15 protein-coding genes are annotated in these 23871 nt (G+C 47.7%); 1 reads left to right on the plus strand and 14 read right to left on the minus strand.

Features of this window, described 5'->3' with window-relative positions:
* Positions 1 to 25: 25 nt before the first annotated feature.
* From FBF61_RS07265 to FBF61_RS07290, 6 genes are all read right to left on the minus strand, one after another.
* Positions 26 to 3412 (minus strand): TonB-dependent receptor, encoded by a 3387-nt coding sequence (locus FBF61_RS07265; protein ID WP_138476540.1) that lies wholly within the window; start codon positions 3410 to 3412, stop codon positions 26 to 28.
* A 226-nt stretch (positions 3413 to 3638) separates the two neighbouring features.
* Positions 3639 to 4667 (minus strand): FecR family protein, encoded by a 1029-nt coding sequence (locus FBF61_RS07270; RefSeq protein WP_138476541.1) that lies wholly within the window; start codon positions 4665 to 4667, stop codon positions 3639 to 3641.
* A gap of 109 nt (positions 4668 to 4776) precedes the next feature.
* A complete protein-coding gene (locus FBF61_RS07275) occupies positions 4777 to 5340 on the minus strand; it encodes an RNA polymerase sigma factor (protein WP_138476542.1) in 564 nt (187 codons plus the stop codon).
* Between the two features lie 293 nt (positions 5341 to 5633).
* A complete protein-coding gene (locus FBF61_RS07280; RefSeq protein ID WP_138476543.1) occupies positions 5634 to 6815 on the minus strand; it encodes a PQQ-dependent sugar dehydrogenase in 1182 nt (393 codons plus the stop codon).
* A 71-nt stretch (positions 6816 to 6886) separates the two neighbouring features.
* Positions 6887 to 7888 carry an aldo/keto reductase gene (locus tag FBF61_RS07285; RefSeq protein ID WP_138476544.1) on the minus strand — a complete coding sequence of 334 codons (1002 nt, stop codon included), beginning with the start codon at positions 7886 to 7888 and terminating at the stop codon, positions 6887 to 6889.
* Positions 7889 to 8107: 219 nt separating this feature from the next.
* A complete protein-coding gene (locus FBF61_RS07290; RefSeq protein ID WP_138476545.1) occupies positions 8108 to 8449 on the minus strand; it encodes a hypothetical protein in 342 nt (113 codons plus the stop codon).
* Positions 8450 to 8774: 325 nt separating this feature from the next.
* Between FBF61_RS07290 and FBF61_RS07295 the strand changes: the two genes are divergently transcribed.
* A complete protein-coding gene (locus FBF61_RS07295) occupies positions 8775 to 9332 on the plus strand; it encodes an RNA polymerase sigma-70 factor (protein WP_138476546.1) in 558 nt (185 codons plus the stop codon).
* An 87-nt stretch (positions 9333 to 9419) separates the two neighbouring features.
* On the opposite strand, the gene FBF61_RS07300 is transcribed toward FBF61_RS07295, so the two are convergent.
* The 8 genes from FBF61_RS07300 to FBF61_RS07335 all read right to left on the minus strand — a co-directional run bounded on the left by FBF61_RS07300 (position 9420) and on the right by FBF61_RS07335 (position 23843).
* Positions 9420 to 11555, minus strand: coding sequence for a hypothetical protein (locus FBF61_RS07300; RefSeq protein ID WP_138476547.1), 2136 nt, complete (start codon positions 11553 to 11555; stop codon positions 9420 to 9422).
* Between the two features lie 37 nt (positions 11556 to 11592).
* A complete protein-coding gene (locus FBF61_RS07305) occupies positions 11593 to 13839 on the minus strand; it encodes a carbohydrate-binding family 6 protein (protein WP_138476548.1) in 2247 nt (748 codons plus the stop codon).
* Positions 13840 to 14093: 254 nt separating this feature from the next.
* Positions 14094 to 16253, minus strand: a complete 2160-nt coding sequence (locus FBF61_RS07310; protein WP_166444449.1) for a family 10 glycosylhydrolase — start codon at positions 16251 to 16253, stop codon at positions 14094 to 14096.
* Positions 16254 to 16417: 164 nt separating this feature from the next.
* Positions 16418 to 17377 carry a D-2-hydroxyacid dehydrogenase gene (locus FBF61_RS07315; RefSeq protein ID WP_138476550.1) on the minus strand — a complete coding sequence of 320 codons (960 nt, stop codon included), beginning with the start codon at positions 17375 to 17377 and terminating at the stop codon, positions 16418 to 16420.
* A 63-nt stretch (positions 17378 to 17440) separates the two neighbouring features.
* Positions 17441 to 18352, minus strand: coding sequence for a sugar phosphate isomerase/epimerase family protein (locus FBF61_RS07320; protein ID WP_138476551.1), 912 nt, complete (start codon positions 18350 to 18352; stop codon positions 17441 to 17443).
* Between the two features lie 19 nt (positions 18353 to 18371).
* Positions 18372 to 20150, minus strand: coding sequence for an L-lactate permease (locus FBF61_RS07325; protein ID WP_138476552.1), 1779 nt, complete (start codon positions 20148 to 20150; stop codon positions 18372 to 18374).
* A 38-nt stretch (positions 20151 to 20188) separates the two neighbouring features.
* Positions 20189 to 22357, minus strand: a complete 2169-nt coding sequence (locus FBF61_RS07330) for an alpha-amylase family protein (protein WP_138476553.1) — start codon at positions 22355 to 22357, stop codon at positions 20189 to 20191.
* A gap of 40 nt (positions 22358 to 22397) precedes the next feature.
* Positions 22398 to 23843, minus strand: a complete 1446-nt coding sequence (locus FBF61_RS07335; protein WP_138476554.1) for a RagB/SusD family nutrient uptake outer membrane protein — start codon at positions 23841 to 23843, stop codon at positions 22398 to 22400.
* Positions 23844 to 23871: the final 28 nt, after the last annotated feature.

Consider the following 23871-nt stretch of genomic DNA (forward strand, 5'->3'; position numbering starts at 1 on the left):
TTTAAAAGAATTTAATGGGAAGTAATTAAAATGTTACGTTAAGACCGGCAATAACGGTTCTTGCTGATGGGTAACCCAAGTAATCGCCACCCCTTGACAACCCGGATTCACTGCTCGTTTCGGGGTCAAAACCAGGATATTTGGTGAACGTGTACAAATTTTGTCCAGTCACGTACACTCTCAGCGCCTTCACTTTGATACGCTGCATAAATTCATTGCTGAAGGTATACCCCAGCGAAACGTTACGGATACGCAGGAACGAACCGTCTTCCACCCAATAGCTCGACGGCTCTTTCTGGAGACCTTTCGGGTCACGGTTGGCGCGGAGAACTTCACCCGATCCCGGCTCTTCTTCTGAACGCCAGCGGTCTTTCAATTTCGCGCGGCCGTTTCTGTCACCATGATAAATACCGATCATGCGGTTAAAGAAACTGAACAATTTTGCTCCCTGGGAGCCGGTCAGCATCAGGTTCAGGTCAAAACCCTTATAGGTAAAATCATTGCCGAAACCATAGATGAATTTCGGCTGGTTGCTACCCAGGTAAGTTTTGTCTGCCGCAGTGATTTGTCCGTCGTTATTAACATCGATATACCTTGGGTCGCCGGGCCTGTCATTGGCCAGGTGCGGCGCAGCATCAAGTTCCGCCTGGTTTTTAAATACACCGTCGTACTGGTAACCAAAGAAAGTAGCGATAGGCTGTCCTATGGTTGTAATAAACGTGTTGTTGGCGTTGGCAGCCCCAGAATAAATCGGGCGTCTGTCCGGTCCAAGCGCAAGTACCTTATTTTGATTGAACGAAATATTGGCATCGGTTGACCATTTAAACTCACCCGTTGTGTTTCTGGTCCTCACCAAAAATTCCATCCCTTTGTTTTCCACTTTGCCAATGTTCTGCAATTGTGTTGCGTAACCGCTGATAGTAGGAACAGGTACGTTCAGCAGCAGATCGACCGACTTACTGTTGTAAAAATCTGCTTCCAGACGAATTCTTTCACGCAACAGCCCCAGTTCAAGACCCAGGTTCCACTGCATTGTTTTTTCCCATCCCAGGTTAGGGTTCGGATAGTTCACCGGGTTCACCGCATTGACCAGAATTCCGTTCAAAGGATAGTACCCGGAAACTGTGCGGGCGATGGATTCATAATTTCCGATTTTGTTGTTTCCGACCAATCCCCAGCTTCCTCTTACTTTCAGTTCGCTGATCTGGCTGATGTTCTGTAAAAAAGGTTCACTGCTGATCCTCCATCCCGCGGACACTGATGGGAACGTACCCCATCTGTTTTCCGAACCAAATCTGGAAGAACCATCTCTCCGGATACTGGCAGAAAACAGGTATTTATCGTCATAAGAATACGTCAGACGGCTAAGGTAGGAAATAAGTGAATTCTGGTCCTCGGTGCCTGTGCCTCCTACAACCTGGCCGCCCTTGATATTACGTACGGCGTCGTTCGGGAAATTTTGTGCATTGATACGGTTGTATTCTGCATAAGATTTCTGGGCAGTATATCCTGCCAGCAAGTTGACAGAGTGCTTATTAAACACCTTATTATAAGTAAGCGTATGTTCGTTCAGCCAGTTTGCACCCAGCCAGGTTTCGGCCCGTGCATTGGCGATGCGCGGCGCGCGGGAACCGTCGGTATCCACAAAAGATGGCTGATAGTATTTCAGGCGCCTGTTTTCCAAATTTCCGTTCAGGCTGACGCGGTATTTCAGTCCTTCCATGATCTGGTATTCCGCATAGGCAGAAGCGATCACAGCATTCTTTTTGGTGAAATTGGTCACGTTTTCGGCAATGCTCACCGGGTTGGCCACGTCTCCCGCCCATATCTCGGGGTTTCTTACCTGAGAACCATAAGTTCCGTCGGCGTTTCTCAGCGGGTAAATCGGCGGCAGGTAAAGTGCATAGGCAAGCGGGCTGTCCTTGCCATTCGCTATCTCGTTGTTTTCAGAATAGTAAGCACTTACAGCCACACCCACTTCCAGTTTTTTGGTAACATTGGTGGTCAGGTTTGTCCTGAGATTATACCTTTTAAAATCGGTATTGATCTGGATCCCCTGCTGGTTGGTATAGCTTCCCGAAACTGCATACCTTGTTTTTTCTGAACCTCCGTTCACAGAAAGTTCGTGTTTTTGAGTCGACGCATTTCTGAATATCTCATCCTGCCAGTTGATATCGCCAAAATTGCTCGGGTCGTTGAAACTTTCCGGAATAATGTAAAAGTTGGCATTCGTATATTTCGACCTCATCTCGTTGGGATCGTTGATGGTATGCGGAGGATCGCCAGGCATCGGGGTCCTGTCGAGCCAGGCCTGATTATGTCCGTCTTTGAAAAACTCAAGATATTCCCGGCTGTTCATCATGTCGATTTTTCTGGCTACCTGCTGAACCCCGTAAAAAGTGCTGAACGAAACCGTCGGCGCACCGGTAGTACCTTTTTTGGTCGTGATGATCACCACACCATTGGCTCCGCGTGAACCGTAGATAGCTGTGGAAGACGCGTCTTTTAAAACCTGTATGCTTTCAATGTCGGATGTGTTAACGAGCGAAAAAGCACTGCTGTCGATCGGATAACCATCGATCACATACAGGGGGGAGCTGTTGGCGGAAATAGATCCCGTGCCCCGGATGCGGATACTCAAACCTTCACCACCCGGCGCACCGTTCACCTGCTGCACCTGCACACCGGCCATCTGTCCTACCAGCGCTTCTCCATAAGAAACCGCCGCTGCTTTGGTTTTAAGCCTGTCCGCCGAGATAGTCGCGATAGCGCCTGTCAGGTCTGCCTTTTTCTGCGTTCCATAGCCCACCACCACTATTTCGTTCAGTGATTTGTTGTCTACTGCGAGCGAAATGTTGATGATGCTTTGGTTCCCCACGGCCATTTCCTGGGACGCGTAACCCACAAAAGAAAAAACAAGGATCGACTGGCTATTTGCGACGTCGAGGGTAAATTTTCCGTCGATGTCTGTAACCGTTCCTCTTTGCGTGCCTTTTTCCACGACACTTACCCCGGGAAGCCCTGACCCGCTTTCATCGATTACTTTTCCTGACACCGACTGATCGTCCTTTTTTGGCACCTCCTGCTCCACCTCATCGGTATTGAGCATGATCTGTCCTCCGATCACACGGTAAGAAATATTGAGTGGCCGCAGTACCATGCCAAGTACCTCGGAAAGCTTCCTGTCTGACGCCGTAACGCTCACCCGGCGGTTGGCCTGGATGGTATTGGAGCTGTACACAAATTTCACATTAGCCAGGCCTTCGATTTTGTTCAGTACCTTTTTGATCTCTGTGTTCTCAACTTTGATGGAAATCGAATGATCAAGCAGGTCCTGAGTGCGGACTTCGCGTGCAAATCCCAACGAGATCCCCACGCCTATCAATAATGAATGCAGTAGCGTAATCCTCATGATACGTAGCAGTAGAGGATGAAATTGTATTGGTTTTTTCATTAAGTTTGAACGTTTTTGTTAAGTTTTAAAAATTTGACAAAAACCCTCCCGGTCATCTTTTCAGATGAGAACTTGCCAAGTTTCAGAAAGGGAAAACAAACAGGGTCGGATGTGGTCTCAACACATTCGGCTCTTTTTACAGCAGCAACGGTTTTAATGCATAGTTAAAAACAGGGGTTAAAAGTTAATGTGCGGAGCAGCCCTTACCGCTCAGCAGAATCCGGGTGCCTTTTACCTCATAGCGTGCATTCACTGCCGCGCTGATCAGATCCAGCTTTGTAAACATGGGCTGCCTGTTGATATCGGCAGTAAAAAGGCAGTTTTTGAATCTCTCATTTTCCAGCACTATCTCTATTCCATAAGCCTTTTCCAAAGCCTCAAGAACCTGGGTCAAAGGCACGTCGTCAAATACAAAACGCCCGGCATAAGATTGCTGCATCACAGGCTCGTCCACCAGGCTCGTTACAAACGACTGGTTTTCATGTGTATACATCACCCGTTGGTTCGGGCTCAGTACCACACCGTTCTTTGTCTCTCCGGCAATAACATCATCATGCTCATTACGCTGAAATACAGATACTTTACCCGTCACGACAGAAACTTCCACGGCATTGCTGCTGTCGGCAATGTCAACCCAGAAACTCGTGCCGAGCACCTGAGTGGCAATAGCACCGGTATAAACGAAAAATGGTTTTTCAGGATTTTTGGCAACTTTAAAGAACGCTTTTCCTTTTAAAAAAACTTCCCGCCTGCCGTCGCTGAATGTGGTAGGATATTGTATGCTGCCTTTGGGCGAAAGACTGATCTCGCTGCCATCTGCAAGGCTTATCCGAACGGGCACCGCGCTGTTATTGGTTTTGGTGATCAGCCCCTGCGGAAACCGCCCGGCAGCTCTTTCTTCATCTACCCTGTCAGCCCGTTTGCGGTTGAAATGATATCCACCCCAGACCATGAAAAAGAACACGGCCGCCGCTGCCCATCGCCAGTTCAGTAGAAACGGCATTACTTTGCCCTTCAAAGACGAAGCCGGCTGCGTCCTGCCCTGAATGGCATTCCATAAACGGTCCTCGGTCTGCTGGTTTTCCTGATAGGAATGATCCGCTGCTCCGCCATCGATCAACGCAAACCAATGTTCTACCAGACGCCGCTCCTGTTCGGTACAATCTCCGCTGCGATAACGGCTCAGTAAGGTATGAAAATGATGCTTGTTCATGAACAATGGTATCCTTTATATAAAGACTGAGAAATGCGGCATTACCGCAAAATTGAAAACAAATTCATTGAATAATTATACAAGATCCTGATTTTCCGTAAAATATTCTTTAAAATATACTACTTGAAAATGCAACGAGGCACAATGCTATAAACTCTTTGAGCAGGACTTTGAGCACACGCACGGCCTGGGAGATGTGGTACTCTACCGTGCGTTCGGGCAGGTTAAGGTCTGCTGAGATCTGTCTGACGGTCTTCCCTTCGAACCGGTTGAGCAGAAAGATACGCTGCGTTTTGTCCGGCAGGCTTGCGATGGAATTTTGCATGGTAGCTTCCAGTTCTTCCAGAAAAAAGGAATATTCCGGTGCCTCGGGTGGCTCTATGGTATCAAGCTCGGAGAAGATTTTTTCCTTGTAATGATCGATTACCCTGTTCCGGACAGCTGTGAACAGATAAGCCCGCAGATTTTTGACCTGCAGGGACTCCCGCTTCTCCCATACCGTCACAAAAAGATCCTGGATAATTTCCTCTGACACGTCCGCATCATGGGTTTTGAGGAAAGCAAAATCGAATAAATGCTGCCAATACCGGCGATAGATCAACTCGAACGCCACATTATCATGGCTTTTAAGTCGGGTCAAAAGTTCGCTATCGTCCTGAAACAGAGGCTTCATTATTTAATTAACATGAATTTCAAAAAAACGGATCACCACCTCCGATTATTTTGCAAATAAATCTTGATTTCTCACCATCTAAAATTACGCCAAAAACATCGGTAAATCAGGCTACCGCTAATTATTGGCGGGAAAAAAGAATGATTTAATGAAGAAATCGGGTAACAGTATGCAAGTAAAATGCGGAACGATATCCTATAAACGTAATCTCTGCCAAAACCTGAAGTTTACAACTTCTGTTTCAACAGAGATTACCGCAGCGTTGTCGCTGCTCAGTTATTTGAGGTGCCAGTTTAAGCTTTCGGACTGATCCGGACAATTTTACCGGAGTTTTCCAATACAACATAAATATTACCGTCGTGGCCCTGACGCACGTCCCTGACACGTCCCAGCTTTTCAAAAATTATTTCCCGGTTGGTAACCTTATTTCCCTTTACCGTGAGGTGCTGGATGTACATGAATTTAAGTGAACCTACGAGCAGATCCCCATTCCAGTCTTTAAACTTAGCATTGTTTACAAAGGTCATTCCGCATGGGGCTATCGACGGGCGCCAGTAAATCACAGGCTGCTCCAGTCCTGCGCGGGCAGTATCTTTGGAAATAATACTATTGTCATAATCGATTCCGTACGTGATCAGCGGCCAGCCATAATTTTTGCCCCGCTCGATAATGTTCAGTTCATCGCCACCCTGCGGGCCATGCTCATGTTCCCAGATTACGCCGGTAGTAGGGTTGATAACCATTCCCTGCGGATTTCTGTGACCATAAGTCCATATTTCAGGACGGGCACCTGCGGTTTTCACAAAAGGATTGTCGGTCGGGATTTTTCCATCTTCATGCAGCCTTACCACTTTGCCCTGGTCGCGGCCCAGGTCTTGGGAATTTTCTTTCTGTCCGCGCTCGCCCAGCGAAAGGAACACATATCCTTTTTTGTCGAAAACAATCCGTCCGCCATAATGCGGGCTTGACTTCACATTCGGCAGCGCCTTGAACAAATGCTGTATGTCCGTCAGCGCGTGGTCTTTCAGCTTGGCACGGATCAGAGCAGTGTTCGCACCGTCGTCGTCCCCTTCTTCACCGGCAGCTTTCGGGGACGAATAGCTGATATAGATCCAGCCGTTTTTGGCGTAATCCGGATGCAGTGCAATATCCAGCAAACCACCCTGTCCTTTGTACAATACTTCCGGGACACCGGTGATCGGATTGGGATCCAGGACACCATTTTGAACGAGCCGCAGCTTACCTACCCGTTCCGTAACCAATAAGTCGCCATTTGGCAGCAAAGCCGAGGCCCAGGGCATTTTCAGGCCCTGAGCGACCGTATCTACCTTCAGATCGGCCACTGAAAATTTCTTATTGGGAGCTTTCTTGTCCGACATCCCGCTGTTGCTCATAAAAGCAACCGAAGAAATCATCAGCAATCCTCCCAGCGCTACCGACAGTGCCTTCTTTGATAATAAATTGTTGTCCATCATGGTTTAAATAATTGAGAAATCCGGTGGTTATTAAATACATATTCACAAATATACGCCTGATCGTGACGGCTTTAACGTTCCAGAACCAGCTCGTTCAAATGACCATTGATAAAATCAATTTCCTGCTGGCTGAGACCGATTTCCATGGCGGCAGCGTTTTCCAGTGCCTGCCTGGCATCCCGCGCACCTACCAGGGCAATGGTAATACCCGGCTGTTCTACCGTCCACCGGAGGACAAGCTGGCCGATGGATGCATTTTTTTCTTCCGCCAGCGGTTTGATCTTATCCAGAAACGCATTCACCCGTCTCAGGTTTTCATCAGTATAAAAATACAGCTGGGCACGGTGATCGTCATTCCCGAATTGATATCCGGGCTTCATTTTGCCGGTCAGCAGCCCTCGTTCGAGCGGGCTGTAAGCTAAAATCGCCTTGCCGTGTTCAATGCAGTAAGGAACAGTTTCCTTTTCGATATCCCGCTTGACCATGCTGTAAGGAACCTGATCGGACGCGAGATCAATGTATTGAGAAGCCTCACGCATCAGCTCCGCCGAATAGTTGCAAACCCCCGCATACCTGACTTTCCCTTCTTTGATGAGCTTTGAAACCGCCTCCATTGTTTCCTCGATAGGCGTGGTTTTATCATGCCAATGGATCTGATACAGGTCGATATAGTCCGTACCGAGGCGTTTCAGGCTGTTCTCACATTCCAGGATGATGCTGTCTTTGGCCGCATATTTGTAGATATCGATATCGTTGCCGTTGTTATCCTTACTATGCATAGCCAAGTCGCCTTTCGCAAGGTCCCAGCGCATACCATACTTGGTCAGTATCTGGACTTTTTCGCGCGGGATCTCTTTGATCGCTTCACCGACAATCTCCTCGCTCAGGCCCTGCCCGTAAACAGGGGCGGTGTCTATGGAAGTAACTCCATGATGATAGGATTCTCTGATCGCCTTTACGGCTTCGCTTCTTTCTGTTCCCCCCCACATCCAACCACCCGCCGCCCAGGCGCCAAAAGTGATTACAGACAGGCTGAGGCCCTCGCCTGCGCTGCCAATTTTTCTATATTGCATCAGTCTATTGTTTTGATTCAGCCTGCAAATGACGACTAAAATTGTGTATCAGGCAATATTCGCAATTTGTCAGATGAAACGACGAACAATTCCTATCCAGACCCTTCATAAAACCGGATTTTGCAACGTATATCACATGACGTCTACAATATAACCGGTTAATCCACGTCTGCTCGGGTGCCTAAAAGCTTGTACTAAGGTTTTACCAAGCGTCAAAAATCAAATTTCCTGCACTTTTTCCGCAGCCTTTTCTACTTTTTCTGCCCCTTTCTTGATGCCTTTTTTGGTAGCGTCGTATCCCTTTTCAGCTGCCTCTCCAACTTTTTCAGCGCCCTTTTTGACACCTTTTTTGGTAGCATCATATCCTTTTTCGGCCGTTTCGCCTACCTTTTGCGCTCCTTTTTTTACGCCCTGCCCTACCACTTTCGCATCCTTCTTCACTTCCTCTCCCACCTTTTTTGCCGTGGTTTTAGCCTTGTCCACAACCTTGTCGGTTGTGTCCTGCGCATACAGGGCCGTTGAAAATGCCATGAATGCCAACACCATAACTATCCTTTTCATAAAAATTAAAATCAGTTAAAACATAACGGATATCCGCTTTTACCTTTGGAACAATCCCGACGCCATATTAAGTCCAGTTTGGGTTAAATTTTTACAGGCAATCATTGATTCGGATCAAACCAGCATGTAACCGTTACAACCAAAACAGATATTAAATAAATTAGGAAAATTGTGATAAATAATTGTATAATCTTTAAATTTATGACCTTTAAATTCAATGACCGCCACGTCATCTTTTATTTGAGATACCTGGATGTTTCCATTCAGAGAGTAGTTTTTTAACCTTTCCGGAATTTTTTTAAAACATTCCTCTACTTCAAAACAGATGTCTACAGAAAATGATGAATTTTTAGCCCGAAACGTTTCGGCCCTTAAAATGGGGGACAGGTCTGCCTTTGAATACATCTATTACTGTTTCGTAACGAGACTATATACTTTTGCAAGAAAAATGGTTCATAATGAGGACGATGCAGAAGAAATCGTACAGGAAGTGTTTGTGAAGTTATGGGAGCGCAGGCAGTTTCTCGACCCTGCCCAAAACATTAGCGGTTATCTTTTCAAAATAGCAAAAAACATCGTCTACAATAAGGCCAGGCATCAGGTGCACGAGCTCGCTTACGGAAAATATCTGTCAGAAAATGAAGGTACCGGAAATGCTACAGAGGAGCAGATCAACTATGAGGAATTAAGCCATTTGCTGGAAGAAGCGTTCACGACGATGCCTCCGACCCGGAAGCAGGTTTTTGTAATGAGCAGGATAGAGGGCCTGAGTAACAGCGAAATCGCGCAACGGCTGCAAACCAGCAACAGCAACATTGAGAACCATATCAACAAGGCGCTTCACGATATCAGGAGGAAACTGGAGAGGCATAAGATGATCTGAACACAGTATTTATAATTAATTTACTGCAAAAATCTCCGGATATAATCGTTTTACTGCGCGCAAAACTGTTTTACAGCAGAATAAGCCTCACTCATAAAGACAAACCAACATCTCGAAGTCCCTGACCTCCGGCACTACGCATTCTATCCAGCCGTTCGCTTTCCTGAATTTGACGGATTTTCCGGACCGCATTAACCTTAGTTCCTTTACCGGCTTTGCAGGTTGAAAACGAATCGTCGTGTTTTGTATCGCAACGGGTTCAAGCAGGGAAGCACCGATCTGGCCGGAGTGGTTCAGCATACCAATCCATTCGAAAGCGCCGTTCCGGTTGGCAAGATGCGTCATTTCTATAAGCGGCGAAGCATCTGTGACGAGGGTACCTTCCAATTTCAGGAGGTCTTTGACGGCAGAAACAAACAATGCTTTGTGGGCATAATGACCCTTGAAATGATACTGTGCGCCGATTTGCCACGGGATGAAAACGGCCTTCCCTTTTCCGAAATCATTGCTGACCAGCCCGGGAAAATCCGTTATTTCCGACGAAGTATAGTACGATTTTTCGGGCGGGCCGAACATCGTTTCCGGCAGCAGTTTCAGGTAACCTTTTGCATTCCCTTTTGTCCTGCATTTCAGAAAATCACCATACATCATCATCAGGTCAAAATCAGCAAAGTTTTTTGTGCCAAGCGCCGCCTTATCACTTTCCGAAACTTTCAGATAAGTTGATTTTGCCTTTTTGAAAACATCGAAACCAGCCTCGGTTCCCAATGACAGCAGCCGGATCTGATGGGTAGGATTTCCGATCGCATCTTTTGTAGAAGTGAAACCAGTGACCAGTATTTTGCCTCCATTTTTAACATAATCATCGATAGTGGAAATAAATTTATCATCCATCGTACTCACATCCCCCAATATAAGCGCATCGTAATCAGCCAGTTTACGCGGCGCCCGTACATTTCCGACCGAAGCAGGCTCAATCACATCATACATGATATGCTCCTCAGAGAGCAGTTTGATCATGCCTTTGTATTCCTCACCCGTACCACGGATCAGCCCAACTTTGCTTACCTGCTGAATGTTAGCGAACAGTTTTTCATTTGTTTTATGAAACCGGTAAATATCATTCATCACAGGTATAAATCTGCGGTCTTCCTGATTGGCCAGCGTACCGATCACATACACGTCCAGAGGTGCGCCGTTGAGCATATTTTCCAGTACCCACGTTCTGGAAATATTTGGGGAAGTAGCGATATGCCGGTAGCCGATCGCCAGAAAATACTGCAGCAAATTGCTCGGTGTCCTGTCTTTGTAAGAACCCAAAACCCGCTTTACATGGTCTGTCGAGAAATAATTCCACTCATAGTCGGACGTCAGCCAGGAGCTGGACTCGCTACGGGTGAGGTCTACACCGGCATCGGTGTATGTACAGATAATAAGCTTTGGATTTTGTTTCTTTATCGCATTCCCGACTTTTTTAAAGAGCTCCTCAGAAGTAGTTTTTCTGAATGCATTGTATTTCCTGAAAACCGGGTCGTTCATATCTTCCTTTACCGGCAGCGTCGTGCCGGTGGAATCAAGAAACCTCTTTTTACAATTGTCACACTGGCAGATACCGTGGTAAACTCCGCTGTAATCGGATGTGGTATAGCCGGGCATATTGAAGAAAATCCCGTCCAGATCATAGCTTTCAATGGTTTCTTTCAGTATGTCAAAAGTATATTGCTGCTGGTAACCGCCATTCACACATGTATGTACCTGGCCGTTGTAATTCACATTTTTACCGTCGGTTCCCACATACAGCCACTCCGGTTTCTTCGCCGCCAGCGATTCGTTGATCTTGCTCACATCAAAACGTCCCAATACCTTAATGCCTCTGGCATGAAGCCTTTTCAAAAGCTCGCCGACCAGATCGCCCTTCATGTAGGTGTTTTTGTAATGAAAAGGCAGCTTCGTCGGATAATTGGCGACAATTCCGCCGACATTTAACAAAACAACATTGGCAGAAGCATCCTCGATAGACTTTATATAAGCATCCACATCCATCAACGCATCAATTTCCCGGAGATTGGTCTGGATCAGCCGGATCGGCGTGCGGTTCCACCAGGTGGTATCGTAGCGGCCGGGATCAAGCGCAGGTAGCTGTGCATAAGTTTTCGCATGAATAGTTAGAAAAAAGGTAAGAAAACCAGTTGCAAACAGCATAGTCTTTTTGAGGACTTCCATATCATGTTCGTTTTGATGCCGGCGATAACGTATTATTTCAATTCCTGAACGGTCTTTCGGTTGTGACTTTCACCTTGTACTTCGTCGTGCCCGGCTTCCATTCCTTCGCCATGACAATATCCGCGTCCACTTTTTTGATCAGTTCGGGAATATTCACAAACCCTACCCGGTTGTAAAGTGCAGGTTTGTATAATGAATCGTAGACCTTTGCGTATTTGGCCCAATGCGTTTTCGCCTCTTCGAGATAAGCCACTGCTTTGGTTTTATCGGCCTCATTTCCAAACTGATCGAATAAGGTAAGACTGCATGCCGCCTTCATTTTCAACGCATAATAGTTGCCGATATGGGCAAAAGCTTCTATGTCTCCCAGCGTCTGGTCCAGTTCGGTAAACGAGCCGCTTTTGCGTTCAGGCAAAGCTTTCAGGCCGGCTAATGCTTCCTGCGAAAGTCTCGACAGTGTATCCGCCACCGAAAGCGGCGATTGCAGCGAATCCTTTTTCCCTTCATGCTTGTACTGCGCCCAGAGATAAATGTTCCTGATTCCGCTTCCCGGCATCGGCTCCCGCTCTATATAATCCCCGACGGTGAAAAATCCTTTGTGCGTCGGGTGGCTGATATTGGCTTCCGGCAGCCATTTCAGGTCGATATCGCCCCATACATACCGGGTTATCCACGGGAAGATCATAGAAGCAGCAGACCATGGTTTGTACAGCTTTTGTACATCTATTTTCGGAAACCGGGTCTGCAGGGTTTTGATAAAAACATGGTCAGGCAGCTCCGGGTCATAACTCAGCCGTCCCCAAAGCATAAAGGAATACCATTGCTTTTGCAGGATCAGCTCATGTTCCGGCCCCTTTGTGAGGTAGTCGCGGCCCCAGTTGTAGCCGTCCGGACCCATATAGTAGCCTGCGATTTTCTCAACTTCGGGAATGTTTTTGATAAACTGCCGGGCAAAATCATTGTTGGCCCAGCGGAAACTATAAATATCATCATTGCGGATCGTCAGCCAGCTTTTGGTTTTTTGCGAAAGCAGCGGCATTGCAGCATCTACGAATGGTGGGTTCGTAGTTGAATACATGTGGGCGATGGCATATTTCAAACTCAGATCAAAAGTGCCCGGATAATCGCGGAAGGCCTCTTTGATACCACTCAAAGATGTCTGGTGAAAACGATGGATCAGCCTGAACTTGCGCTGCGGCTCCTTTTGCAGTGCGTCCCGGATTCCCTCTCCGTAGGTACGCCAGAGCCATTTTTCATTGGCCTGCTCACCGGTCAGCTTCCCGTTCATTGACTCCCCGGCGGTAATTCCCATACCAGCAAGAAGTGGATAAGTATGCACCATTTCCCGTACAGCCGCCCTGAAATAAGCCACTGTCGTGTCGTTCTCCTGCCGGTTCGTAATTCCGTGTTTCCCCTCCGCACCGTTTGTAAAAATATTCCATGTAAACATATAGACCTCAATGCCCCGGTCGCTGGCCATCTGCATCACGTCCTTCCAGAAAGCGATCTTTTCATCAATGCTTATTTTCTTTACCACCTCGACATTTTTCAGCAGGTTGGGGCGAACGAAATTGATCCCCATGTGACTGTACCCGTCATCGAATTTCTCCTTTGTCCGCCACACATCATTCAATGCTACCTCAGGAAATTCCGGAATTTTCACCATAGATGGAAAAGGATGCAAACTCCACAGGCTCAATACATTGTAACGGTTTTTCGCCATTTCGTCCAGATAGGCTGCCCAGAACGATTTCTCCCAGACATTCGGGATGTTCTGCTGTGCTGCATCGCTCGGATCCGTATAACTGGGTGTGCGCAGATCGAGAGGAATATTGAATTTAATGCCTCTGCGGTCGAGATAGGGTTTGTGATCCGAGTCCGGCATTTCACCGATGGTTTGGATACCGATTGCCTCCGCAACATCCAGCCCGCCGTACATCGCGCCCGTTTTGTCACCCGCCAGCACGTAAATATTCTTTTTATTCCCGCTTTTCTTAACCCGTATTGCATAACATTGCCAACCCAGGTTTTCGGGCGTTTTCAAATTTTCATCCCCCGCTATTTTTACCGCGGCAGCAGAATCAGAAATAATCCGGACCGCAATATTTTCACCTGTCTTACTTCTTCCCCCAGCCTTTTTTATCAGGTCACTGACATAGGAGAGCTGATTCCCCGGAGCGTCTGTCTGGACGCTGACGGCGGCTTTCTGGGCAATCACGAGCTGCAAACCACTCCCGGCCAGCAACAACGAAAGAAGACAAAGGCTTGGAAGATGTAGGGGCATGGGGGATTAGTTTTGAATGAGTGAGTGAGTGAATGATTGAATGATTGAATGATTGAATGATTGAATGAGTGAATGAGTGAGTGAGTGAATGAGTGAATGAGTGAATGAGTGAGTGTTGAATGATTGAATGATTGAATGATTGAATGAGTGAATGAGTGAATGAGTGAGTGTGTGAGTGTGTGAGTGTGTGAATCTTGAATTTTAAATGGTTCGAAGCCCCTGCTTCGGACACCTATTCTAAGGCCTCCGGCCGATCAAAGAGACTCATACAAACACAGCAACATTTCAAAATCCCCGAGCTGCGGCAGCTTGCATTCTACCCAGCCATTGGTTTGCTTGAAAGTCAGATTTGAGCCGGAGGTCATTAGCTTGATCTGCTTGATTGGTTTTGCAGGTTTGAAACGGATGTTGGTATTGTGGATCGTGACCGGTTCGCGCAGCGAGCCGCCGATCTGCCCCGAATGGTTGATCATCCCAAGCCACTCAAACGCTCCGTTCCTGTTGGCAAGATGCGACATTTCGATCAGGGGCGAAGCGTCCGTTACCACTGTCCTTTCCACATTCAAGAGCTTCGTGAGCGCCGACACAAAAAGTGTCCTGTGCATATAATGACCTTTGAAATGGTACTGCGCGCCCAGCTCCCAGGGAATAAATACCGATTGGCCCTTACCATAAGCATTCGTGATCAGTCCGGGAAAATCTGTAATGTCTTCTTCGGTATAGTATGCTTTTTCGGGCGGGCCAAATCTTGTGGCGGGTACAAATTTCATGAATCCCTTTGCGCTGGCAGCAGGTTTGCATTTGAGGAAATTGGAGTACATCATCATGATACTGAAATCTTTGAACTCCGTTTTTCCTAAAACCGTCTTGTCCGTATCTGAAATTTTAAGGTAGGTCGATTTGGCACGCTGAAAATCTTCATAAGAAGCCACACCGAGCGATTGCAGCCTAATCTCGTTCAGAGGCTTGCCCGACGCGTCTTTTGTGGACGTAAAGCCGGTCGACAATATTTTACCACCGTTTTTTACATAATTATCAATCACCGAGATCACACGCTCATCCATATTGCTCACATCACCAAGGATAACCGCCTCATAATCTTCCAGTTTCCGGGGCAGCCGTTCGGTTCCCAGGGCCGACGGATCGATGATATCGTACATGATGTGTTCTTCCGAAAGTAGTTTGATAATGCCCTCATATTCATTGCGGGAACCTCTTATAAGCGCTATCTTATTGACTGCCTGCACATTTGTAAAAAGCTTTTCATTCTTTTTGTGAAAACCATACAGGTTATTGAGCTGTGGAATGAAAATCCGGTCTTCATAATTTACCAGCGTGCCCACCACTACAAAACCCAGGGGCGCGCCGTGCAGCATGTTTTCCAGCATCCACACTTTTGCAAGATTAGGCGAAGTACCTACGTGCCGGTAGCCAATGGCCTGAAAATAGATCAGCAGGTTACCCGGAGACCGGTCCTTGTACGACCCGAGAACACGTTTGACATTATCCGTTGCGGAATAATTCCATTCTTCCGGCCTGAGCTCCGAACCCGACTCGCTGGCGATCATGTCCACACCGGCATCGGCATAGGTATTGATCATCAGTTTTGGGTTCAATGTTTTGATGTGTGTACCAATTTCCTTAAAAAGCTTATCGGCAGTGGTCTTTTTGAAATCGTTATATTCCCTGTAAACCGGATCGTTCATATCCGCTTTCACGGGCAAGGTATGCCCGGTAGAATCGTGGAATTTTCTTTTACAATTGTCGCACTGGCAAATGCCATAATAATTACCGCTGTAATCAGAAACCGTGTACCCGATCATGTTGAAGAAAACCCCGTCCAGCGGATATTTGCTGATCGCCTCTTTCAGTATCTCCTTCCCATATTCCTGCTGGTAGCCTCCGTTCGGACATGTATGCACCTGACCGTTGTAGTTTACATTTTTTCCCTCAGTGGAAACGTAGAGCCATTCCGGTTTTTTGGCGGCCAAAGTTTCGTTGATCTTGCTGAAATCAAACCGTCCGATCACTTTGATCCCTTTTGCATGAAGCCCTTTGATCAGATCGCCCACCAGATCGCCTTTCATATATTTGTTCCTGAACTGAAAAGGAAGCTCCGTCGGGTAATTAGCGACAATACCGCCTACATTGATCAATACAATATTAGCAGATGCATCTACCATCGACTGCACATAGGCATCGACATCCATGGTCGCATCTATTTCGCGGAGATTGGTCTGCACGAGACGGTAAGGAGCCCGGTTCCACCAGCTTGCGTCATACCTGCCCGGATCAATTTTGGAAAGATCGACGGGTTTCGGAGCAGCCGGTGCCTGGGCAAAAAGCCCGGAAAAAATACCAGACGCCAGTAACAGGGCGAAGCAGGTGATCAGCAAAAACGGTTTTCTATTCATGGTAGTCGGATTTAAGGACATAAAAAAGACATAGTAATCCCACTCCCCTATTTTGGGGCAAATGGCAGGAAACGGAAGAATGCTACTTTTTGAAACTAAGGAAACTCGAATTCACTCCTCCACTTCAACCGCCCGACGGCCGAAGTGGAGGAGCACAAACAATATCATTTATTTACCACATTTTCCGGGCTTCCATTGATAAAAGCTGACAGGTTACTTACCGTAATGTCCATCAATCTCGCTCTCGCTTCCTTGGTTGCCCACGCAATATGCGGTGTGATCAGACAGTTTTTGGCAGTGAAAAGCGGATTGTCGGCAGCCGGTGGTTCTACTGACAATACATCGATTCCCGCACCGGCGATCACTCCGTTGTTCAGCGCGTCGGCAAGGTCTTCGTCCACGATGATCGGACCTCTCGAAGTGTTCAGTAAAAATGCAGAAGGCTTCATTTTCTTTAAGCTTTCCTTGTTGATCAGCCCTTTTGTTTCAGGGAATAACGGACAATGGATACTGACCACGTCCGATTGTTCCAGCAGTTCGGGCACGTCCGCCCATTTGAAATTATGGCGGTGCGACTGGTCGGTGCGGGTACGGCTGTTACCGATTATTTTCATTCCAAAAGCGGTGGCCACATCCCCTACCTGCTGCCCGATGGTTCCAAAACCAATGATACCGATCGTTTTCCCGGCCAGCTCCACCAATGGAAAATCCCAGAAACAAAAATCCGCGGACCTGGCCCATTTGCCTTCCCTTACCACATCACTATGGTGTTTTACATGCTGGCAAAGTTCCAGTAACAAGGCAAAAGTCATCTGGACAACCGAAGTAGTACCATACCCGGGCACATTGGCGACGATTATGCCTTTTGCCTTCGCAACATCAGTATTCACCACATTGTAGCCGGTAGCCAGCACGCCGATAAATTTCAGATCAGGAAGCTGGTTCAGGACATCCTCGCCTATCGGAGTTTTATTGGTAAAAACCACTTCTGCGCCTGCCGCACGTTCCGCCACCTGGGCTGCCGGTGTCCTGTCATAAATCGTAACGTCACCGAGCGCCTTCAACCCATCCCAGGAAAGGTCCCCCGGATTCAATGTGTAGCCATCCAAAATTACAATCTTCATACTTTACTTTTAGTCCAGAATTGATACCATTACCATCGCTAATTTAAAGAGCGATTTCTGCATTTACACCCTCGCCCACGCTTCATTTAAAGTCCGCTTGGCATTTGCGATCACAATATCAGCGTCCTCATCCCCGAAAGGTTTGATCTCAAAACTGACGATCGGCGGATTTTCGGTATTCAGATAGCCGATATCCAGCAGCACTTTCAGATAATCCACCACTTCTTGCACATCGTTTTCGCCGTTCGGGAAGCCGAACCTCGGGTGCACATCTCCGTAGGCAGGCAGATCGGGACTTTTTACCACGCAGTTTCCGATGTGGGCATGCACAATGTAATCCTTCACCGGCAATAGCGATTCTTCGATCGTTTCGTGGATCAGGGGAATGTGGCTAAGGTCAACCATCAGCCCAAAATGGTCATGCTCTTCCTGGATTTCTTTCGCATAACGCAGCGCCAGATCTGCCGGGCCGATTAAGCTTTTTTTATCTACATCATAATCAAACACTTCCAGCGAAATCCGCATACCTCCCTTACTTTTGGCGTAGGCGCAAATTTCTTTGGTGGATTTTACAAGCGCCTGGTAGGATTCCTCTTTGGTAGCCTCTTCGTACCGGCCGCTCAGGAAAGCGAAAGCCACAGCACCTACTTCATAAGCCTCATCAATGCCTTCTTTCAGATTTGCCAAAGCTTTTTGCCTGCCCTCTTCGTTGAGGTCATTGATGTTGAGGCCGGTGGTCAAAAGCCTCGGCTGGGCACCATAAGTAACGGTCATGTGCGCGGTTTCCAGCATTTGTTTTACCTTCTGCCGCGCCTCATTATCTTTGATCGTGGTGATTTCAATGGCGGTAAAATACTCGTCCAGCGCAACTTTCTTTATTGTCTCCACTACCGGCCCTTCTCCTTTTAATGTGGACGGATAGGCCATGAAATGTACCAAACCCACTTTCATGTATTTGACTAATGAATCCTGCATACTGTTTTTATATTGATTATTATTTTGATAAAATCTGCCGTTCCTGATCTTCGGTCCTGGTATCTCTCATAAAAAGGATTGTAGCAGAAAAAGCAATCAGAACCACCAATAATACTGTCAGATAGGTATATCCTTTTGTAAAATCCGGCGTGACTGCCGCTGCCTTTGTGCTGATCATTTCATAGGTAGGGATAATCCAGCTGAACGCATAGGCCTGGGCCAGCACGATCACGCAGATGAAGATCAGCATGTAAAAGCTGTGCTTGACCGTGAACCTGAAAAGCTCCGATTCCTTTCCGACCAGCTGCCCCGCAGCCGCCGCCACGGCTATCGACTGGGGAGAGATCATTTTGCCAACTACCCCGCCGGAGACGTTAGCAGCAACCGTTACCACAGGATCCACACCGATGGAAGTAGCTGTCGCCGCCTGAAGTTTACCGAACAAAGCATTGGCCGATGTGTCCGAACCTGTAATAAAAACACCCAGCCAGCCGAGTATGGGCGCAAAAAAAGGAAACATGAAACCTGTGTTGGCCAGGGCCTCAGCCATGGTGATGGTAATCCCGGAATCATTGACGATGTACGCAAAACCCAGAACGGATGCAATGGTAACAACCGGAAATTTGAGCTGGTCCAGCGTACTGAGGAAAATCTCAAAAGCCCTGCCAAACGACAGCCCGATCAGCGGAATGGAAATAATGCCCGAAAGCAATATCGCCGTCCCCGAAGCCGACAGGTAATTGAATTTAAAAATATGGGCAATCGGAGCTCCGCTCCAGTCCGTAACTTCGTTGTGCAGCCCTGGAAACTCGAAAGTGAATTGCCCAACCGCATTGTACACTTCCTTGATCGGCGCCATACCCCAGGCGATGATCATGATAGTCAGTAAAATAAATGGTGACCACGCCCGGATGATCTGCCCGGCGGAATAGCTGATATCCGTATTGATCACCGGTGCAGGTTCATTGGCAAACCGCCAGGTGGTTTTGGGTTTCCAGAATTTCAGAAAAACGATGAGACACACGATCGATCCGATTCCAGCGATCACGTCGGGAAGGGCCGGGCCGAGATAATTGGATGAAAACCACTGAATAAATGCAAACGAAATGCCCGACACCAGGATCGCCGGAAAAACTTCCATCGTCTTTTTGTACCCCGACATCAGCATCACCAGATAAAACGGCAGCAGCACCGACAGGATCGGCAGCGTCCTTCCTACCATCTGCGATATCGCCATTTCGGGAATGGAAGTAACCTGTGAAGCCACGGTGATCGGGATACCAATTGCGCCAAATGCGACTGGCGCAGTATTGGCGATCAGACAGATCCCGGCCGCATACAAAGGATTAAAGCCCAGCCCCACCAGCATTGCAGCAGTAATCGCCACCGGCGCCCCGAAACCCGCGGTGCCTTCCAGAAAAGAACCAAATGAAAAAGCAATGAGCAGCGCCTGCAACCGTCTGTCGGAGGTAATGGAAGCCATAAAGTGTTTGATGATCTCAAACTGGCCGCTCTCCACAGTTATATTAAAAAGAAACACAGCGGTGATCACGATCCAGCAAATCGGAAACAAGCCATATAGTGCACCGTTGGCTGTGGATAGCAGAGCCAGCTTCACGGGCATGCCATAAACCAGTATCGCAATCAGAATGGCAATGGCTGTTGCCAGCAGGCTGGCCTTGTACCCTTTCATTTTTTTAATGATCAGGGCCCAGAAAATGAACAAAATAGGGATTACAGCTACCAGGGCCGATAAAGCAATGTTGTTAAATGGGTCAATAACCTGTATCCAATTCATATCCTATTACAATTTTGTTTGATAACAACGACCGCATCTTATGCCAGATCCAGTGCCACGATTTCGTGATCCATGATTTTTGTTACGTCCAGGGTAATCCTCCCGTTTTTGTTTTCGAAAGACGGCTTGGTGCCGCTCATAAGCAGATGTACCGCAGATACTTTTTTATTGGCCGGAACCTGTATGCTGACCTTCGCATCCACGGGGAAAAGCTCCCGGAAAGGCCCTTTCATCATCATCGGGTTGGTAAGATTGACAAGGTGAACGGTCATCGATTTTTTCTGCTGCCAAACCGCCACATCCAAGATTCCCGGCCCGCTAATCGTCACGATCGGCTCTTCCTGCAAAGCCCAGCGGATGGTATTGCGGAGCAGCAAAGAATGATCCGTATTGAGCATTTGCCAGAACGAACGGTCGATATCTCCGGGAATATAGGCTACCCTGCCTTTGCCCACTTCACGCAGATACAGGTCCCTGATATCGGTTTCCGGAACGCGGGGATATACATCTTCCATCGGCAGGTCGGGGTAGGTCGGGACCAGCGTTACCGGGCTTGGAAATGCGTCAGAAGTCGATTTTACCTTCACCCGGTGAATGGCGTTGATGATCCGAGGTGTATTTTCCAGGCCTTTCAAAACCGGATGAAACTGGTTGGTTTTTGCATCCTTTTTGAAATGCATATAACTGTTCCGCATCGGGCCTTCCACTTCATTGTCATAAGCCACACCGAACAGATCTGCCAGCGCAAAATTTGACCGGGCCTTGCCTTCTTCGTCGTAAAGTGAGGTTTCAAAAGTTGCCACCAGACTTCCTCCATCTTCCACAAATTTTCTGAGCTGGTCGCACTGGGCATCGGACAATGCAGCAATGTTAGGCAGCACCAGCAGCTTGAATGGTTTCAGATGTTCGGCATCCAGCAGCTTGTCGTTGACCATTTCAAAAGGCATATGGTCTTCCACCAGCGCATGGTACATGCCCAGCGTATGCTCCTGATGCCTTTGCTGCCAGGGTTTTCCGCCGTATTTCCGGTTGGTCTGTTCGGAGTAAACCATACCTACCCGGGCAACCGGCGCTGTATTTCTGAGGTATTGTTCATTTTTATAATAACCCTGGTACATTTTCGCCACCGCGTCCATCCAGCGTTTATCGAAAATATTCCCGCCGAATTTCACAAAACAAGGCTTCATCCCACTGGCTGTACCCTGCGCCACCCAGATCCTGATCTCGGCATCATTCTGCACCGAGTCCTTCCAGCGGAATTCTTCTTCAATCCCTACACTGAAAATCCCGACGAGCGGTTTCATCCCAAGTCCGGCCCGTAATTCCTTGGCGCCCATGGCATTAGACCAGGGTGGTATCACCCCTCTCCGCGCCTGCTGGTCTGCAAAAAAGAAATCGGAGTGTTTCCCGGTCAGTAATTTGTCGGGGAAACCGTTGGGTATGAACCGGGCTGTGGCTTTTTGTTTTCTTATTTCGCCGTCCCATAAAAACCACAATTCTTTCAGACGGTCTGTCTGCCACAGTGACCATTTCTGGAAAACCGGGTCGAGCCGGTCGGTTTTGGTCGGGAGATCGAGGCCGGAAGCGGTTTTAAAATTTTTCTTGCAATGCTCGCAGTAGCAAACCCCGTGTCCATGCCAGCGGTTGGAAAAAATAGCGTCCGGACTGTACAGCTCCATGATCTCCTGGTTCACTTTGGTCATGAAATCAAAGTTGTATGGGCCCAGCGCGCAGGTCACCCAAAGTTCGGGATTGGCCCAGTGGCGTCTTTTTTGTCCGTCTGCGGTTACCGCAATGTAATCAGGATGTGCATCGTACATGTCCTGCCGGGTCGCATGCGGATCTGTGCGCAGGATGATCGACATATTCATTTTCTTGCATTCCTTTACGAGGTACCCCAGCGGATCGGTATCTTTCATCCAGGGGCTTTTATGGTGCAAGGGTATTTTGGTAGGATAAAACGCCACGATGCCGCCCGCGCTCAGCAGCACCCCGTCGGCGTGTATCTTCCGAAAATAGTCCAGCCAGAAGTCAGGGTCGTAGTTTCCCGGATCATTTTCTACAAATGCGAGCTGGGCCCAGCGCATGGCCTTATCAAACCAGATATCGTCTTCCGGCCTGAGCATACCGGCAAAAGCCGAAGATCCGACCAGGCTGAGCGCTCCACCGGCCACCGACGTATTCCTTATAAAATCTCTTCTGTCCATAATTTGCAAATCATTAACTGCAATAAAAATTTGAATACTGTTAATTATATCCCGGGTTTTGCGCAAAAATCGATTCGTCGTTGATGACCTGTAACTGGCCGAGGGGTATCGCAAAAACATTCATGAAAGGCTGCATATTTTTGGATTTCATTTTCTCATACGCCCTTCCCGTCCGCACGAGATCAAACCACCGGTGACCTTCAAATGATAGTTCAAGCCTTCTTTCCAGATAAATTTTCTCACGAAGATCACTTTGGGTCAGACCTGCGTAAGCCGGTACTCCCGCACGCTTGCGGACCATATTGATCATATCATGCGCCGGGGCGGATTTACCGTTTTCATTCAGCGCCTCTGCATACATCAGCAACACATCTGCGTAACGGGTCACCTTCCAGTTTGCCCGGCTGTCTTCAAAGGCTGGTTCGGCAGTCAGGTATTTTTTGGTGTAGGTCTGGGAAGTGGACTGCGGCAATGCAACAAACACGCCATTTTTGTCAATAAAACCTCCTTTTACACCTACCGAAACATCCTTTCTGAGATCACCCGCCACAAACAGCGATATCAGTTCATCCGACGGAGAGTTTGTTTCCGTACCTACTCCCTGTACGCCGAAGTTCTGGGCCATCAGATTTGAATTTGGTAAAAACCGGTTTGTAAAAACACTTCCTTCTCCTTTGTTTTCATCATATTCAATATCAAATATGTACTCACTGTGATGCTCATCCTTAGTGTAGTCAAACAGATCGTTATAATTAGTTAGAAGACTGTAACCCATTGCAGTTACTTCCTGCAAGGCAACTTCTGCCTTCACAAAATCCTTGCGGGTGAGATAAACTTTACCCAACAGGGATTTCGCCGCGCCTTTTGTCGCCCTGCCGACTTCCGTGCCCGAGTATTTTGCCAATAATCCCTGGTCCGCATCGATCAGGTCCCTGATGATGATCTGGTCATAAATCGCGTCTGCACTCTCTCTTTTTGTTTTATACGCTTCGTCCGTTGTGATCGGCCGGGTAAGCAGCGGCACATCCCCGAAAATCCTTACAAGATCAAAGTAGGCCAGTGCTCTCAGGAACTTAGCTTCCGCAACATGCCGGTTTTTATTGGTCACCACAGCAGGATCCGCATCCTCTATCCTGACCAGAATGGTATTCATCCGGTTGATGATCGAGAAATAGTTCCGCCAGCTGTCCCGCAGGATATTCGCATCGCTGAAAAGCAGAAAAGCATCTGAAGTAGACCATGCATCGTTTTTCACGATCTGCTGCTCGGCATCGTCGCCGCGGATGTCGCCGAAGATCCAGAAAGTCTGGTACTGTGTCTGAAGGGTTGCATAACCGCCGATCACCGCATCCTGGAAATCCTTATCCGTTTTATATAACACATCGACACTCACAGTGGAAACCGGTTGCAGGTCTATAAAATCCTTGCCGCATGAACCCAAAAGAAGGGAAGCAGTCATGGCGGCGATACTTAATATTTTTTTCATATCCGTAGTTTTTTAAGTATTAGGCCCT

It is taken from the genome of Dyadobacter bucti, from assembly GCF_005869225.1.
GTDB classification, from domain to species: Bacteria; Bacteroidota; Bacteroidia; order Cytophagales; family Spirosomataceae; genus Dyadobacter; species Dyadobacter bucti.